This is a genomic window from Mycobacterium sp. (assembly GCF_035697385.1).
Lineage (GTDB): Bacteria > Actinomycetota > Actinomycetes > Mycobacteriales > Mycobacteriaceae > Mycobacterium.
The window spans coordinates 19,051-34,829 of record NZ_DASSCY010000026.1; the positions used below are offsets into that span (position 1 = coordinate 19,051).

The following is a 15,779-nucleotide window of genomic DNA, read 5'->3' on the forward strand; positions in this document are numbered from 1 at the left end:
GATTACTCCTCTGAATCACTCGAGTCGGTTTGGGCGGCATTGTCTGCACCGTCGTTGTCTGCGCGTTCCTGAATGGCCTCACGCTGCGCGTTGTCGTTGCTTTCGTCAGCCTGGTCGTCGCGGGCCGGCGTGGCATCCGCGTCCGTCAAGTCCGTTGTGTCGGTCGTTCCGGTCGTTGCGGTGGTTTCGGTTGTGCCGCTTCTGACTTCGCCCTGGGCGCTGAACGTCGCGGCGGTGCCGGAGTCAGGTGCCGCGATGACCGACATCCGCCTCTGCGGCTCGTCCTTGTCCGGCTCCTTGACGGTCGGCGTATTGTCCGCCGGCTCGTCAACGCTCTTGAGGGCGCGCTGCTCCGACGGCGAGGCTGTCGGCGCCGATACGTCGCTCGCGGACATCGCCTGCGTGGGCGCGCCCGGCTCGGCGACGGGCTGTGGCGTCACGGGCGTGAAGAACGAGCCGACAAATTCACCGACGGCAGCCACGACGGCGAAGGGCAGCGCGATGAGCTCTGCCAGGAAGCGCACCTGAAAGTCCACGTACTCGGCGGCGAAACCGAGCAGCTCTCGACCGGCGTCCAGCTCAACCTCGACGAGGGTCTGCAGGGCACGGCCGACCGCGACGGGTAGCGGTGTGCCGTTCTGGATGTCCTGGAGAAGCCTGCCGGGAACCGGTACCTGACGCGCGACGAGTTGCGCCCCGGTGACGATGAAGTCCACCACTAGAGCGACGTGGAAGTTCACCTGCTGGCCGACCAGCTCCAACGGGTGGGTGGGCGCCAATGTCGTCGGCGCCGGCAACGGTTGCACCTGCGCCGCGAGCGCGACAACTGGCTGGTCGGGCTGGGGGAAGGGACCACGCGGCGCCGCAGGCGTCAGGACGGCGGCGCCGACTCCGATGACCACGACACCTGATACGAGGCATGAACGAATGCATCCGGTCATGGCTAGGGCACGAAACAGCCCAGCGCCTGGTTCAATCCGCGCTAGACGGCCTTCGCGCCGGGTGCGCCTTCCTGCTCGACGGCCTCGGTCGCCAGCGGCGTCGGGGCGCGCCGCGATCGGCGCATCCGGCCTTCCAGCCAGACCGCGAAGCTTGACAGCGCGAAGTTGACGCTGATCATCAGAATCGCGACGACGATCAAGGCCGGGACGAGGTTGCCGTACGCCGCGCCCAACTGGACACCCTGACGCACCAACTCGAGGAACGTGATGATGAGGCCGATCGCGGAGTCCTTGAGGACGACCACCAGCTGCGAGATCAGCACCGGCAACATCGACGTGATCGCCTGCGGCAGCAGGATCGACCGCATCGTCTGGCCCCAACGTAGGCCGAGCGCGGACGCCGCCTCCGACTGGCCCCTTGGCAGCGCATTGACCCCGGCCCGGACGATTTCGGCAATGACCGCACCGTTGTACAGCGTCAGGCCCGTGATGACGCCCGCCAGCGCCAGGTGCTTTGACGGGAAAACGTCGTATTGCGCGTACAGGGAGTACGCGAAGAGCATGAGGATCAGCACCGGCACGGCGCGGAAGAACTCGACGATCACCGAGCACACCGAGCTGATCGCCTTGTGCGTGGACATCCTGCCCACGCCGAGGACGAAGCCGAGCACCAACGCCAGCACGATGGATACTGCCGCCGCTGTCAGCGTCCCCTGAACACCGGGCCATATGTAGGTTTTCCATAGATTCGCGGTCAGGAACGGTTCCCACTTCGGCGCGGTCAGCTGACCCTTCTCGTCCAGCCGCGAATACACCACCCAGATCACCAGCAGGACGACGAATGCGGTGACGATGTTGAATACCCAGTTGCGCGCCCGTGCCCGAGGTCCCGGCACGTCGAAGAGAACCGATGAACCAGTCATGGCGCTCCGTTCTTCGCGCAAGCGCTCATCACCTTGCCACCGCCAACCGCTTGCCGAGCCACCCGAAGAACAACCCCGTCGGCAACGTCAGGACGACGAAGCCGAAGGCGAAAATCGTTCCGACGGTAAGTATTGCCGCCGTGTTCTCGATCATCTCCTTCATCAGCAGCGCCGCCTCGGCCACCCCGATCGCTGACGCGATGGTGGTGTTCTTCGTCAACGCGATCAGCACCGATCCGAGTGGAATGATCACCGAACGAAACGCCTGTGGCAGCAGGATTATTCGCAGATTCTGGCTGAATGTCAGGCCTAGTGACCGCGCCGCCTCGGCCTGCCCCAGTGGCACCGTGTTCACCCCAGAGCGAATGGTCTCACACACGAATGCCGCCGTGTAGACAGCCAATCCGAGCGCCGCCAACCGGAAGTTGCTGTCCTCGATCGACGTCACCGACTTGGGATCGACCAGCGTGATGCCCAGCGTCTGCGACAACCCGAACGAACAGAACAGGATGATCAACGTCAGCGGGGTGTTGCGCACCACGTTGACGTAGGTCGTCCCGATCCAATTGAGCATCGGTACCGGCGCCAGGCGCATGGCGCCCAACGCCGTACCGAGGACCAGCGCTCCGATCGCGGAGTAGACCGTGAGCTGGATCGTGGTCCAGAACGCCGCGAAGATCTGGTCGCGATAGTCAGTGAAAATTTCCACTTGGGCGGCGGCCCGCTCAGTTCTTGTCGAGCGGCGGCGGCGCCGGTGCCTCAATGCCGGCCGGGCCCAGGTTCTTGTCCCAGGCAGCCTTCCATGCGCCGTCCTGCTCCATCTTCGTGATCGCGTCGTTGATCTTGGTCTGCAGTTCGGTGTCGCCCTTCTTCAGGCCGATGCCGTACTTCTCCTCAGAGAAGGTTTCGCCGACGATCTTGAACGCGCCCGGCGTCTGCGCGGCGTAGCCGGCCAGAATCACCTCGTCGGTGGTCACCGCGTCGACCGCGCCGTTCTTCAACGCCTCGACGCACGCCGAATACGTGTCGTACTGCTGCAGCTGCACACCGGGATACTCGTCCTTGATGCGCTGCGCAGGCGTCGAACCCGACACCGAGCACAACTTCTTGTTGTTCTCCAGCGACGGCGCACCGGTGATGTCTGTGTTGTCCGCGCGCACCAGCAGGCTCTGACCGGTGATCAGATACGGCCCCGCGAAGTCGACCTTCTCCTTGCGGGCGTCGGTGATCGAGTAGGTGGCGGCGATGAACTTGACCTGATCGTTCTGAATCAGCGTCTCCCGCTGCCCCGACGGGGATTCCTTCCACTCGATCTTGTCCTCGCTGTACCCGAGCTGCTCGGCCACGTACTTCGCGACATCGACATCGAAGCCGCTCATGGTGCCGTCGGGATTCTTCAGCCCGAGACCGGGCTGGTCGAACTTCGTTCCGATGACGATCGTGTCGCCATCGCCGCCGCCATCACCACCGCCACAGGCGGTCACCGAAAGCGGCAACGCGATGGCGAGTGCAACTGCGGCTGCGACCCGCACTTTGAGAGACGGCATGGAAGGTTCCTTTCGCCGAGCGTTAGTGGTGGAGAATCTTGCCGAGAAAGTCTTTGGCGCGATCGGTTTGCGGATTGCTGAAGAAGTCGGTCGGTTTGGCGGTCTCGACGATGGCGCCGCCGTCCATGAAGACAACGCGGTTCGCAGCGCCCCTGGCGAAGCCCATCTCGTGGGTCACCACCAGCATCGTCATCCCTTCCTTGGCCAGGGACGTCATCACGTTCAGCACCTCGTTGATCATCTCTGGATCGAGCGCGCTTGTCGGCTCGTCGAACAGCATGACCTTCGGGTTCATCGCGAGCGACCGCGCAATCGCCACCCGCTGCTGCTGGCCGCCCGACAGCTGAGCCGGGTACTTGTCCGCCTGGTTGGCGATGCCGACCCGCTCCAGAAGCTCCATCGCCTTCTCGCGAGCCTCTGTCTTCGATTTCTTGCGCACCTTCATCGGCGCCAGCGTGACGTTGTCGAGGATTGTCTTGTGCGCGAACAGGTTGAACGACTGAAACACCATGCCGACGTCGGACCGCAGCTGCGCGAGCTTCTTGCCCTCTTCGGGCAGCACCTCGCCGTCGATCGCAATAGTGCCGGAGTCAATGGGCTCGAGCCGATTGATGGTGCGGCACAACGTCGACTTGCCCGACCCCGACGGACCCAGCACCACGATCACTTCTGCGCGATCCACGTCCAGGTTGATGTCCTTGAGGACATGCAGGCTGCCGAAATGCTTGTTGACGGCCTTGATCGAGACCATCGGCACCGCTGTTGGAGTCGGATTCGCTTCCTTCACATCCGACCCGGTCGTCTCCATGGGTGCAGACCTTACCCAGGGAACGCCCAGCGTGCCTGGAACTCGCCAATCCGCTCAAATCCTCACGCGGGCCCGTCCGTACCATGGGGCCGTGACTTTGATGGCGGCCCCTGAGGCGACGGCGCAGACTGCCGTTCGCCAGGCGAGCCGCACCTATCAGGTCCGCACCTACGGCTGCCAGATGAATGTGCACGACTCTGAGCGGTTGGCCGGGTTGCTGGAGGCCGCCGGGTACCGGCGCGCGGCCGACGGCGCCGATGCCGACGTTGTCGTCTTCAACACCTGCGCAGTACGGGAAAACGCCGACAACAAGCTGTACGGCAACCTGAGCCATCTGGTCCCTCGCAAGCAGGCCGACCCCGATATGCAGATCGCGGTCGGCGGCTGCCTGGCCCAGAAGGACCGCGAGGCGGTGCTGCGCAAAGCCCCGTGGGTCGACGTGGTGTTCGGCACGCACAACATCGGCTCGCTGCCGACGCTTCTCGAGCGCGCCCGCCACAACAAGTCGGCCCAGATCGAAATCGTCGAGGCGCTCAAGGAATTCCCATCAGCACTGCCCGCCGCGCGCGAATCCGCTTACGCCGCATGGGTTTCGATCTCAGTCGGCTGCAACAACACCTGCACTTTCTGCATCGTGCCCGCGCTGCGTGGCAAGGAGGTCGACCGCAGGCCAGGCGATGTGCTCGCCGAAGTACAGTCGTTGGTCGACCAGGGTGTCCTCGAGGTAACCCTGTTGGGCCAGAACGTCAACGCCTACGGTGTGTCGTTCGCCGATCCGGAACAGCCGCGCGACAAAGGGGCGTTCGCGAAGCTGCTGCGCGCATGCGGACGAATCGACGGGCTGGAGCGGGTGCGATTCACGTCGCCGCACCCCGCCGAGTTCACCGACGACGTGATCGAGGCGATGGCCGACACGCCCAATGTGTGCCCGACGCTGCACATGCCGCTGCAGTCCGGGTCCGACCGCGTGCTGCGGGCGATGCGCCGGTCGTACCGCGCCGAGAAGTACCTCGGCATCATCGACCGGGTGCGGGCTGCGATTCCCCACGCCGCGATCACCACCGACCTCATCGTCGGATTCCCCGGCGAAACCGAGGACGACTTCCAGGCCACGCTCGACGTGGTCGCCAAGGCGCGGTTCGCCAGCGCGTTCACCTTCCAGTACTCCAAGCGGCCAGGGACGCCGGCGGCCGAGCTCGACGGTCAGATCCCCAAAGCCGTTGTGCAAGAACGCTATCAGCGGCTCATCGAGCTCCAGGAGAGAATCTCCCTCGAGGAGAACGCCGCCCAAGTCGGGCGCACAGTCGAGCTGCTGGTCGCCACGGGCGAGGGGCGCAAGGATGCGAGCACCGCCCGGCTGTCCGGACGCGCACGTGACGGCCGGCTGGTGCATTTCAATCCGAACGGACGCGACATCCGGCCCGGCGATGTCGTCACCACCACCGTCACTGGCGCTGCGCCGCACCACTTGATCGCCGACAGCGAGTTGCAGACCCATCGGCGCACCAGGGCAGGCGATGCGCACGCCGCGGGTCAACGGCCCAATGGTGTCGGCCTCGGCATGCCGGGCATCGGCGCGCCCGCAGAGCAGCCGACCTCGACCGGGTGCGCGCGGTGAGCGCCGGCGACCAGAACAACGGCGACTTCGAAGAGTTCAAGGGCGACATCGAGGCCGCGGAACGCCGCGTCGCGGGTGAAATCGATCCCGGCGCACGGGCATTGGTGATCGCGGTCTGTGTCTTTGTATTGCTGTTGACCTTCGTTCTGCCGCACACCGGCGACGCCAAGGGCTTCAACGTGCTGGTCGGCGACGACGTGGCGATCCGCAACGGAATTGCATTGCCGTCGCGGGTATTCACCTGGCTGATCCTGGTGTTCAGTGTCGGGTTCTCGATGCTTGCCCTGCTGACTCGGCGGTGGGCACTGGCATGGGTTGCGCTGGCCGGCTCCACCGTCGCGTCGTTCCTGGGCCTGCTCGCCGTGTGGTCACGACAGACCGCGCCGGAGCCTCACCCCGGACCGGGCATCGGGCTGGTCGTCGCCTGGATCGCGGTCATTGCGCTGACCATCAACTGGGCGCGTGCGGTGTGGGCGCGCACCGCGCTTCAGCTCGCGGCCGAAGAGGAACGCCGTCGCGTGGCCGCCGAACGACACAAGAAAAGCCTGCTGGACAGCCTCGACGACGACACCGACGACGACGGCCCCGAAACGAGCTAGGTCTTTCTGCCGAGCGCTTCGGCCGCGGCCTCGGCCCACTGCCTCCACTGTTCGGCGCTCGCTCGCGCCTCCTCGGCGTCCTTCGTCCGCCCGGCCGCCGCGGCCTTCTCGGCCTGGCGCTCGAATTGCTCTGCGCGCTCGCGGAATTGGTCGGCGCGGGCCTGAGCCTCTGGGTCTACGCCCCGCGTCGGAGCGTCGCGCACCTTTTTCTCGACCGCACGCAGCCGTCGCTCGAGTTCGGCGCCGCGTTCGCGCGGCACCTTGCCGATCGCGTCCCATTTGTCGCCGATTGCGCGCAGTGCCGCACGCGCCGCGTCGAGATCGGACGTGTCGAGCTTCTCCGCCTGGGCCAGCAGCGCCTCTTTGGCGTCGGCGTTGGCGCGGAACTCGGCGTCACGTTCGGCGCTGGCCGCGTTGCGGGCCGAGAAGAAGGTGTCCTGAGCGGCCTTGAACCGCTGCCACAGCGCGTCGTCGACGTCTTTGGCAGCCCGGCCCGCTGCCTTCCACTCGGTCAGCAGGTCGCGGAACGCCGCGCCAGTTGCGCCCCAGTCTGTGGAGTCGGCCAGTTCTTCGGCGCGTTCGCACAGCGTCTCCTTGGCCTGCCGGGCCCCCGCCCGCTCGCGGTCGAGCTCAGCGAAATGCGATCCACGCCTGCGATTGAAAACCTCCCTGGCCGCCGAATAGCGCTTCCACAACGCGTCATCGGTCTTGCGGTCCAGGCCGCTGATCGTGCGCCACTCCTCGAGGATTTCCCGGAGCCGGTCGCCTGCGGCCTTCCATTGGGTGGAGTTTTCGGCCAGTTCCTCGGCTTCTGCGGCCAATGCTTCCTTGCGTGCGGTCTGCGCCGCCCGGTGTTCCTCACGCTTGGATTTCTCTTGCGCGGCGGCGGTGTCTGCGTGATCGATGATCGTCGACAGGCGGGCCGCCAGCGCGTCGACGTCGCCGAGCACGTGTGCCTCCGAAAGGCTTTCCGCCAGTGCCGCCGCAGCGGCCTTGATCTTGCGGGCATCGCCGGTGCCCGACTCCAACCGGGTCTCCATCAGCGCGACCTCGGTCTGCAGGTCGTCGAATCGCAGACCGAAATGCGCGAACGCGGCCTCGGGGTCACCAGCCTGCCAGGAGCCGATCATGCGTTCGCCTGAGGCCGTGATCAGCCAGACCGTGCCATCGGGGTCGACGCGGCCGAACCGGTGGGGATCGCTCGACACGGGTGCGGCGATTGTCGGTACGGCCGCCCTGCCAGGGCGGGGGACTGGGCGCGACGGTCCGGGGCGGGGAGCGGGTTTGGGGGTGGAGGGTTGGGCTGATTCCCCGGTCACTTCGTTCGTGCCCGCCGGACCACCTGGTTCGCTCGTCGTCATATCCGTCACCTCGTACCCTCCGCGCGGGAACCCGCGCACCTGCCGCGCGACGCGGCGCCTGATAGCTCGAACGCTATTCAAACAGGTCGCCGCGTCTCGTGCCCACGCCTTTGCGATCGCATTTGCCTAGGCTCGTCTCGAACAACAACGGGAGGTCATCGATGGCGAAGGCGGACATCGCCGTTCTGTTCGCCCTCGGCGCTGCCTTCTTCATCGCCGTCGGCGACGTCATCCACCAGCGGTCCGCCCATGAGGTCACCGACGAGCCGGTCGGCCACGTGGCCTTGTTCATGCAGTTGCTCCGCGATCGTCAATGGTGGTTGGGCAGCCTGGTGGCCGCCGCCGGATTCGCATTCCAGGCCGCGGCGCTTGGCTTCGGATCGGTGCTGCTTGTGCAGGCGCTGCTGGTCACGTCGCTGCTGTTCGCCCTGCCGATCAACGCGCGACTGACCCACCGGCGGGTGACCCGGTGGGAATGGACGTGGGCCGCGCTGCTCGCCGCCTCGGTTGCCATCATCGTGATCGTCGGAAACCCGACCGCAGGGCACTCCCGCGCGTCCCTGGAGACCTGGACGTCGGTGATCGCGGTGCTGGGCCCCGCGATGGTGCTGTGTGTGATCGGCGCGGGCATCTGGAAAGGCCCGACGAGCGCCGTGCTGTTGGCGATGGTGTCTGGCGCGCTCTGGGGCGTGTTCGCGGTGCTGACGAAGGGCGTCGTGGACCGGCTCGACGACGGTATCTGGGAAGTGGTGCGCACGCCGGAGCTGTACGTGTGGGCGCTGGTCGGGGTCGCGGGTACCGCCTGGCAGCAGTCGTCGTTTCGGGCGGGCTCGCTGACAGCGTCGTTGCCGACCATGACTATCACCGAGCCGATCGTGGGCTCGGCGCTGGGCATTGTCGTGTTGGGTGAAATGTTGCGGCCGGGGGAGGCCGGCTGGCTGACCCTCGTCGTCGCCGTGGCGGTGATGATCGTCGCGACCGCCGCGCTGGCCCGCGGCGAGGCGGTCACCGCCGCCCAAGCGCCAGCCTGACCGTTACTTTGGTGGCGTGCTGAGCGCCATCGCGATTGTCCCCTCGGCGCCCGCCATGGTGCCGGAACTGGCGGGTGCTGCCGCCGCCGAGCTGTCCGACCTGCGGGACGCGGTGTTCGCCGCCGCGGCGTCGCTGCCGATGCGGTGGATCGTCATCGGCGTCGGCGCCACCGATTCGGTCGTCGGCCCGGACAGGGTTGGCACATTCGCCGGCTACGGCGTCGACCTGCCGATCGCGTTGTCTGCCGGCGGTGAGCAGGAGCCCGCGGAACTGCCGTTGTGCGCGCTGATCGCGGGCTGGGTTCGCGGCCAGGTCAATCCGGGGGCGCACGCTGAGGCGCGGGTGTCCGCTGCCGACCTCGATGTGGACACCGCGGTGGAGCGTGGCAGGCGCCTGCGCGCTGAGATCGACGAGGCCGCAGATCCGGTGGGTCTCCTCGTCGTCGCAGACGGCGCGCACACCCTCACTCCGTCCGCACCCGGCGGATACGACCCCGACTCCGTCCCGCTGCAGACCGCGCTTGACGACGCGTTGGGTCACGGCGATGCCGCGGCGCTGACCCGGCTTCCTGCCGGGATCGTCGGCAGGGTGGCCTATCAGGTCTTGGCGGGACTGACCGAACCGCGGCCACGGTCGGCCAAAGAGCTGTACCGCGGCGCGCCCTACGGTGTCGGCTACTTCGTCGGCGCCTGGCAACCATGAGGAGACCGCTGGCGATCATCGGTCCGACGGGCACCGGAAAGTCGGCGCTGGCGTTGGCAGTCGCGCAGCGCGTAGGCGGCGAGATCGTGAACGCCGACGCCATGCAGCTCTACCGCGGCATGGACATCGGCACCGCGAAACTGTCCGTCGCCGAGCGCCGCGGTGTCCCGCACCACCAGCTCGATGTCCTCGATGTCACCGAGACCGCCACCGTCGCGCGTTACCAGCAGGCGGCGTCGGCCGATATCGAGACGATCGCAGGCCGAGGGGCGGTGCCGATCGTCGTCGGCGGATCGATGATGTACATCCAGTCGCTGCTCGACGAGTGGTCGTTCCCCGCCACCGACCCGTCCGTGCGGGCGAAATGGGAGCAGCGGCTGGCTGAGGTCGGCGTCGGCGCATTGCACAAGCAGCTGGCACAGGTGGACTCCGAGGCCGCCTCTTCCATCCTGCCCACGGACGGCCGCCGTATCGTGCGGGCGCTGGAGGTCGTCGAGCTGACCGGCCTACCCTTCGCGGCATCGGCCCCTCGGATCGGGGCGCCCCGATGGGACACCGTCATCGTCGGGTTGGATTGGGACACAACTGTTCTCGACGAGCGGCTGGCGCAGCGCACCGACAAGATGTTCGACGACGGGCTCGTCGAGGAGGTGCGGACACTGCTGGGCCGCGGGCTGCGCGACGGCGTCACCGCCTCACGTGCGCTCGGGTACGCCCAGGTGATCGCCGATCTCGACGTCGGCGGCGACGGCGCGGCCGCCCGCGAGCCGACCTTCATCGGCACTCGACGCTACGTGCGCAGGCAACGATCGTGGTTCCGTCGCGATCATCGCATCGTGTGGCTAGACGGCGCCGCGTCCAACAACGTCGACGAGACCCTGCGAGTGTGGCGACACGTATCCTGAACTCGTGCTATTCGCCAAGGGTCACGGCACGCAGAACGATTTCGTGCTGCTGCCGGACCCTGATGCCCGCCTGACGCTGACCCCGGCAGTGGTCGCCGCGCTGTGTGACCGACGCCAGGGTTTGGGCGCCGACGGCGTGTTGAGGGTCACCACGGCCGCGGGCGCCCAGTCCGCCGGCGTATTCGACCGGCTTCCCGAGGGCGTGGCGCCCGGCGATTGGTACATGGATTACCGCAACGCCGACGGATCGATCGCGCAGATGTGTGGCAACGGCGTGCGGGTCTTCGCGCATTACCTACGGGCCAGCGGGCTGGAGAGCCGCGACGAATTCGTGGTGGGCTCGCTCGCGGGGCCGCGACCGGTCGTCCTGCACCGCTGGGACAGCACGACTGCCGACGTCACAGTCGAGATGGGCAAGACCAATCAGCTCGGTACCGGCGAGGCGATCGTCGGCGGCCGGCCGTTCGCAGGTCTGGCCATCGATGTCGGCAACCCGCATCTGGCGTGCGTCGACCCCGATCTGACCCTCGACGAACTTGCGGCCCTCGACGTCGCCGCACCGGTTTCGTTTGATCGCGCGCAATTCCCCGACGGTGTCAACGTCGAAGTGCTTACCGCCCCGCACGGTGGAGTGGTGTCGATGCGGGTACACGAGAGGGGTGTCGGCGAAACCCGATCGTGTGGCACCGGAACCGTCGCCGCCGCGGTTGCGGCGCTGGCATTCGGCGGTGCGACCGCGGGCACGCTGCGGGTCCGTATCCCCGGGGGCGAGGTCATCGTCACGGTCACCGACGCAACCAGCTACCTGCGCGGGCCGTCGGTGCTAGTGGCCCGCGGCGAGTTGTCGCAGGAATGGTGGCGCGTTGCGCATCGTTAATTCAGGTGCACGATCTGCTGCAGGCGTGCAAACCTGTGAAGACCTATGACTTCTCCCAATTTCCCGTTCAGGAGCACCCCCAGCGCGGGTGAGCTCGCTCTCGAAGACCGCACGGCGTTGCGCCGCGTGGCCGGTCTGTCGACCGAACTCGCCGATGTCACCGAGGTCGAATACCGGCAGCTGCGGCTGGAACGCGTCGTGCTCGTCGGTGTATGGACCGACGGCAGCGCCGCCGATGCTGACGCCAGCCTCGCCGAGCTCGCGGCGCTCGCCGAGACGGCCGGCTCCGAAGTCCTGGAGGGATTGATCCAGCGGCGAGACAAGCCCGACGCGTCGACCTACATCGGCTCCGGCAAGGCGCAGGAACTGCGCGAGGTGGTGCTGGCCACTGGCGCCGACACTGTCATCTGCGACGGTGAGCTGAGTCCCGCTCAGCTGACGGCGCTGGAGAAGGCGGTCAAGGTCAAGGTCATCGACCGCACGGCGCTGATCCTCGACATCTTCGCCCAGCACGCCACCAGCAGGGAAGGCAAGGCGCAAGTCGCTTATGCCCAAATGGAATACATGTTGCCGAGGCTGCGCGGCTGGGGCGAATCGATGTCGCGTCAGGCCGGCGGCCGAGCCGGCGGCAGCGGTGGCGGTGTGGGCCTTCGTGGTCCGGGTGAGACGAAGATCGAGACGGACCGCCGTCGCATCCGCGAGCGAATGGCCAAGTTGCGCCGCGAAATCAAGGACATGAAGAAAGTCCGCGACACCCAGCGTGGCCGTCGGCTGGCCAGCGACGTGGCCTCGATCGCAATTGTCGGCTACACCAACGCAGGCAAGTCGAGTCTTCTCAACGCGTTGACCGGAGCCGGTGTACTTGTCGAGAACGCGTTGTTCGCCACACTCGAACCCACCACGCGCCGTGGGGAATTCGAGGACGGACGGCCGTTCGTGATGACCGACACCGTCGGGTTTGTCCGGCATCTGCCCACGCAGCTGGTGGAGGCGTTCCGCTCCACACTGGAAGAAGTGGTCGACGCCGATCTACTGGTGCACGTGGTCGACGGCTCCGACGTCAACCCCTTCGCGCAGATCAACGCGGTCCGACAGGTGGTCAACGACGTTATTGCTGATCACGAGGGCCGGCCGGCTCCGGAGTTGTTGGTGGTCAACAAGGTCGACGCGGCAAGCGATCTGGCGATGGCACAGATGCGCCGCGCGCTGCCCGACGCGGTGTTCGTCTCCGCGCATACGGGCGAGGGTCTGGGCCGGTTGCAGCAGCGAATGGCCGAGATGATCGCGCCGACGGACACCATGGTCGACGTGACGATCCCGTACGACCGCGGCGAACTCGTCAACAGGGTTCATGCCGACGGCCGCGTGGACGCCACCGAGCACACCGCAGACGGCACCAGAATCAAAGCGCGGGTACCTGTTCCGTTGGCCGCCAGCCTGCGCGAGTTCTCGACGTTCTCCAACTCCTGAACCGCCGCTAAGTCCGCACGCGCCGGCTGTCATCCATCGGGTCGCCGCCCTCTGTGAGCCACGCGGACGGGTCGGCGGGTTCGGCAATGTAATCGAATAGTCCGGTCAGCGGCAGCGGCCGGCCGCAGAAGTATCCCTGCGCGACCGTGCAACCGCAATTGACAAGGGCCCTGGCCGTTTCGGCGTTCTCGACTCCTTCTGCCACTGCGGTCAGGCCCAGGGTCTCGGCGAGATCGATCACAGTGCGCACGATTTCGGCGGCGCGCCGATCCGCGGTGATGGGTGCGATGAAGGAACGGTCCAGCTTGACCTCGTCAATCGGTAGCTCGCGCAAGTAGGACAACGCCGAGTAACCCGTGCCGAAATCGTCGATGGCGATACCGACGCCCAATTCGCGCAGCTCGTGAAGGACGTTGAGCGCACGGTTGCGGTTGCTCAGCAGAAAGTCTTCGGTTATCTCGACAACCACCAGACTCGGGCTCAGGTCGCGGCGGGACAATGCGTCGGAGATCTGCAGCGGCAGATCGAGGTCACCGAGACTCGGCGGGAACAGATTCACCGCAACGGGCAGCGGGCCATGCCGGTCGCGCAACTGCACAGCGCCGTCGAGTGCCTCATCGAGGACGGCCATCGTCATCGCGTGCATGAGCCCGTTCTGCCGCACGGCGGGAAGGAAGTGTTCCGGCCCGATGAGCCCGTGCTCTGGATGATCCCAGCGGACAAGGGCTTCGACGCCGACTACGGTGCCCGATCGCAGATCGACCTTGGGCTGATAGTGCGCGCACAGATCGCGATTCGCGACCGCAATACGCAATTGATCGAGCAGCCGCATGCTCGCGCGTGTGGTTTCGAGCGCTCGGTTGCCTGCGGCTTCGGTGGCGTAGAACACGTAGCCGACGCGCTGCTGCTTCGCGCGGTACATCGCGATGTCTGCGTGGCGCAGCAATGTACCGACGTCTTCACCGTGGGAAGGGCTGGCCGCGATGCCAATGCTGCCCGTGACCTGTACTCGAAGGCCCTCGAGCGGCACGGGTTTTTCTACGACGTCGAGCAATCTGCTTGCCGCTTGGGTGGCGCCGGCCTCGTCGGCGTCGGGCAGGAGTACGGCGAACTCGTCACCGCCGAGGCGGACGAGCAGGTCCTCGTCGCGCAGGCTGGCATTCAACCGGGCGGCGACAACGCGCAGCAGTTCGTCTCCTGCGGCGTGGCCCAGGGAGTCGTTGATGTCTTTGAAGTTGTCGAGGTCCAAGAGCAGCAGTGCCGGCGAAAGTCCGTGGTTCGGGGTTCGTAGTAACAAGCCCGCTCGCGTGTAGAAGCCGCGCCGGTTCGGCAGCCCGGTCAGATCGTCGGTCCGCGCGAGATGGGCATGTTCACCCGCGGGGCCCGATTCCCAGTAAGCGGCCAAGATCCGGCCCATCGACGCCAGCACGGTAGTGAGTGCGAGATACGTTGCAGCCCGGACAATTTCGACGTAATCGTCGAGTATCAGAATGAACAGGCCCAAACAGGTGCACACAATCGGGACGGCCAAGGGAACCGCGCGCGGGACACTCTCGATCGAGGCTCGGCGATGCCGTCCCGGTGCCAACGCGGTCATCGTTGCAGCGACGACGGACGCTGCGTCGACGAAACCGCCGTACGTGTACGAGTCGTCAAGGGCCTGAAGCAGATAGACGGAGTCGACGAATGCGAACAGCGCCGATCCGAGAATGAGCCACCATAGTCCGTGCGGCGGGTGCCACCGAAACACCGCGCACGCCGCAAGCATGGCGGCCAGCAGGACGATGTCCAGAATCGGATACGCCAGAGTTGTCGCCACTACAACAATGCCGGTGCCCAACTCCGACAACGCGGCGGGCAGGACCAACGCGGCCGCTACGGATGCGGTTCCCAGCCCCACCAGGAGTCCGTCCAGTCCGACAGTCAGCGGGAAATGCTCGATCCGAGCCCGCACGAGCAGCCACACCGCGAGGAAGACGCAGGGGTAGTACGCCAGCCACATCACATCCGTCAGTGTCGGGAATGGTTCTGGCACGATCGGCTGGATGAACCAGCACCAATAGGTGTTGGCAAGCGCACAGAACGCCAAAGCCGCCGCCACGAACTGCCAGGCGCGACGATCGGGACTCGACGGCCGAATCCGGACCACGCACAGCAGCGCGGCAGCTCCGTAGGCGAGGTTCTGCCAGATCCCGTCGATCCACCATGAGTAATCGTGGTCGCGATCGATTAGGGGCAACGTTGTGCAGAGATACGTTGCGATGACGACCAGCAGGGGGAACTGCAGCCGTGTGCGCCATCGTCCGCCCGCCCGGGCAGCCTTCGGGTCTGGCGGCACCGGCCGTACAAACGTGGGTCGCAACTCAGAGCCGGCGGACCCTCTGTGGCAAATCCCCACTCCGTCTCCCAAACGGCCAAAACCAGCTTTCCGAGCGCAAGCCGTGTCTGTATTAGCAGATCGTATCGGCGTTCAGGCAGTGCAAGACGCACCAATATGCGGCCGCAGCTAAGACCGGAGTGCGGCCAGGCATCCTCAGTGTCGAGAGCCCGCGACCGACGGGACTGACATAGGTGGCTTTGCGTGCGCCGAATCAGCGCCCCCCACAGTCATGTTGGCGAACGCGAAGCCACGATGTTGCGAGTCCGGACGTAGGGAGGTGCCCGCACCCCACGACGCGGGCACCTCAGCTCATGTGCGCGCTATTGCTCGGACTTCTGGCGCTCTTCGGCCGCTTTGGCGGCCGCGCGGGCGCTGTCGGCTTCAGCTTCCTTCTTGGCTGCGTTGCGCTGAGCGTCAGCCTTGTCCTGCTGGGCCTGGCCCTCGCGGTACAGATCATCACGGCCCGCGACGGCACCGGCGACTTCCTTGGCTTTGCCCTTGACTCCTTCGACTACACCCTTGACCGCTTCTTCGGGACCGCTGTTCTTATCCGACATGAGCTGACTGTTCCCAGTTGGCCATTTCGCTAAACACGGATTCGTACAAGGTGACAGAG

Annotated in this window: 15 protein-coding genes; 7 read left to right on the forward strand and 8 right to left on the reverse strand. The window is 66.3% G+C overall.

The window, feature by feature from the left end; genetic code table 11:
• Positions 1-2: 2 nt before the first annotated feature.
• The 5 genes from VFH65_RS02560 to VFH65_RS02580 all read right to left on the reverse strand — a co-directional run bounded on the left by VFH65_RS02560 (position 3) and on the right by VFH65_RS02580 (position 4,162).
• Complete coding sequence (locus VFH65_RS02560) at positions 3-902, reverse strand: hypothetical protein (RefSeq protein ID WP_353319562.1); 900 nt, start codon at positions 900-902, stop codon at positions 3-5.
• Positions 903-982: 80 nt separating this feature from the next.
• On the reverse strand, positions 983-1,864 hold the full coding sequence (locus tag VFH65_RS02565; protein WP_353319563.1) for an amino acid ABC transporter permease: 882 nt from the start codon (positions 1,862-1,864) through the stop codon (positions 983-985).
• A 28-nt stretch (positions 1,865-1,892) separates the two neighbouring features.
• Positions 1,893-2,573, reverse strand: coding sequence for an amino acid ABC transporter permease (locus VFH65_RS02570; RefSeq protein ID WP_353319564.1), 681 nt, complete (start codon positions 2,571-2,573; stop codon positions 1,893-1,895).
• Between the two features lie 16 nt (positions 2,574-2,589).
• A complete protein-coding gene (locus VFH65_RS02575; RefSeq protein WP_353319565.1) occupies positions 2,590-3,411 on the reverse strand; it encodes a glutamate ABC transporter substrate-binding protein in 822 nt (273 codons plus the stop codon).
• 22 nt (positions 3,412-3,433) lie between these two features.
• On the reverse strand, positions 3,434-4,162 hold the full coding sequence (locus VFH65_RS02580) for an amino acid ABC transporter ATP-binding protein (protein WP_353319594.1): 729 nt from the start codon (positions 4,160-4,162) through the stop codon (positions 3,434-3,436).
• A 157-nt stretch (positions 4,163-4,319) separates the two neighbouring features.
• On the opposite strand from VFH65_RS02580, the gene miaB reads away from it, so the two are divergent.
• Both miaB and VFH65_RS02590 read left to right on the forward strand, forming a co-directional pair.
• Entirely contained in the window at positions 4,320-5,837 is a 1,518-nt protein-coding gene (gene miaB, locus VFH65_RS02585; protein WP_353319595.1) for a tRNA (N6-isopentenyl adenosine(37)-C2)-methylthiotransferase MiaB, read from the forward strand.
• A complete protein-coding gene (locus tag VFH65_RS02590; protein WP_353319566.1) occupies positions 5,825-6,436 on the forward strand; it encodes a hypothetical protein in 612 nt (203 codons plus the stop codon). Before miaB ends, VFH65_RS02590 begins: the two co-directional genes overlap by 13 nt.
• Here VFH65_RS02590 and VFH65_RS02595 read toward each other — a convergent pair.
• Positions 6,433-7,797: a DUF349 domain-containing protein gene (locus VFH65_RS02595; RefSeq protein WP_353319567.1), complete on the reverse strand. Its 1,365-nt coding sequence runs from the start codon at positions 7,795-7,797 to the stop codon at positions 6,433-6,435. The genes VFH65_RS02590 and VFH65_RS02595 overlap by 4 nt on opposite strands.
• A 161-nt stretch (positions 7,798-7,958) precedes the next feature.
• Here VFH65_RS02595 and VFH65_RS02600 point away from each other — a divergent pair, with 161 nt between their 5' ends.
• The 5 genes from VFH65_RS02600 to hflX are packed head-to-tail and all read left to right on the forward strand — an operon-like array spanning position 7,959 to position 12,783.
• A complete protein-coding gene (locus VFH65_RS02600) occupies positions 7,959-8,828 on the forward strand; it encodes a DMT family transporter (protein WP_353319568.1) in 870 nt (289 codons plus the stop codon).
• 16 nt (positions 8,829-8,844) lie between these two features.
• Positions 8,845-9,531 (forward strand): hypothetical protein, encoded by a 687-nt coding sequence (locus tag VFH65_RS02605; protein ID WP_353319569.1) that lies wholly within the window; start codon positions 8,845-8,847, stop codon positions 9,529-9,531.
• Entirely contained in the window at positions 9,528-10,436 is a 909-nt protein-coding gene (gene miaA, locus VFH65_RS02610; protein ID WP_353319570.1) for a tRNA (adenosine(37)-N6)-dimethylallyltransferase MiaA, read from the forward strand. The genes VFH65_RS02605 and miaA overlap by 4 nt, the downstream gene beginning before the upstream one ends.
• A gap of 4 nt (positions 10,437-10,440) precedes the next feature.
• On the forward strand, positions 10,441-11,313 hold the full coding sequence (dapF, locus tag VFH65_RS02615) for a diaminopimelate epimerase (RefSeq protein ID WP_353319571.1): 873 nt from the start codon (positions 10,441-10,443) through the stop codon (positions 11,311-11,313).
• Between the two features lie 45 nt (positions 11,314-11,358).
• Complete coding sequence (gene hflX / locus VFH65_RS02620; RefSeq protein ID WP_353319572.1) at positions 11,359-12,783, forward strand: GTPase HflX; 1,425 nt, start codon at positions 11,359-11,361, stop codon at positions 12,781-12,783.
• Positions 12,784-12,790: 7 nt separating this feature from the next.
• Here the strand turns inward: hflX and VFH65_RS02625 are convergent, their stop codons facing one another.
• Together VFH65_RS02625 and VFH65_RS02630 are read right to left on the reverse strand one after the other, a co-directional pair.
• Positions 12,791-15,121 carry a putative bifunctional diguanylate cyclase/phosphodiesterase gene (locus VFH65_RS02625; RefSeq protein ID WP_353319573.1) on the reverse strand — a complete coding sequence of 777 codons (2,331 nt, stop codon included), beginning with the start codon at positions 15,119-15,121 and terminating at the stop codon, positions 12,791-12,793.
• A 362-nt stretch (positions 15,122-15,483) separates the two neighbouring features.
• Positions 15,484-15,720, reverse strand: coding sequence for a CsbD family protein (locus VFH65_RS02630; RefSeq protein ID WP_353319574.1), 237 nt, complete (start codon positions 15,718-15,720; stop codon positions 15,484-15,486).
• Between the last annotated feature and the right edge of the window lie 59 nt (positions 15,721-15,779).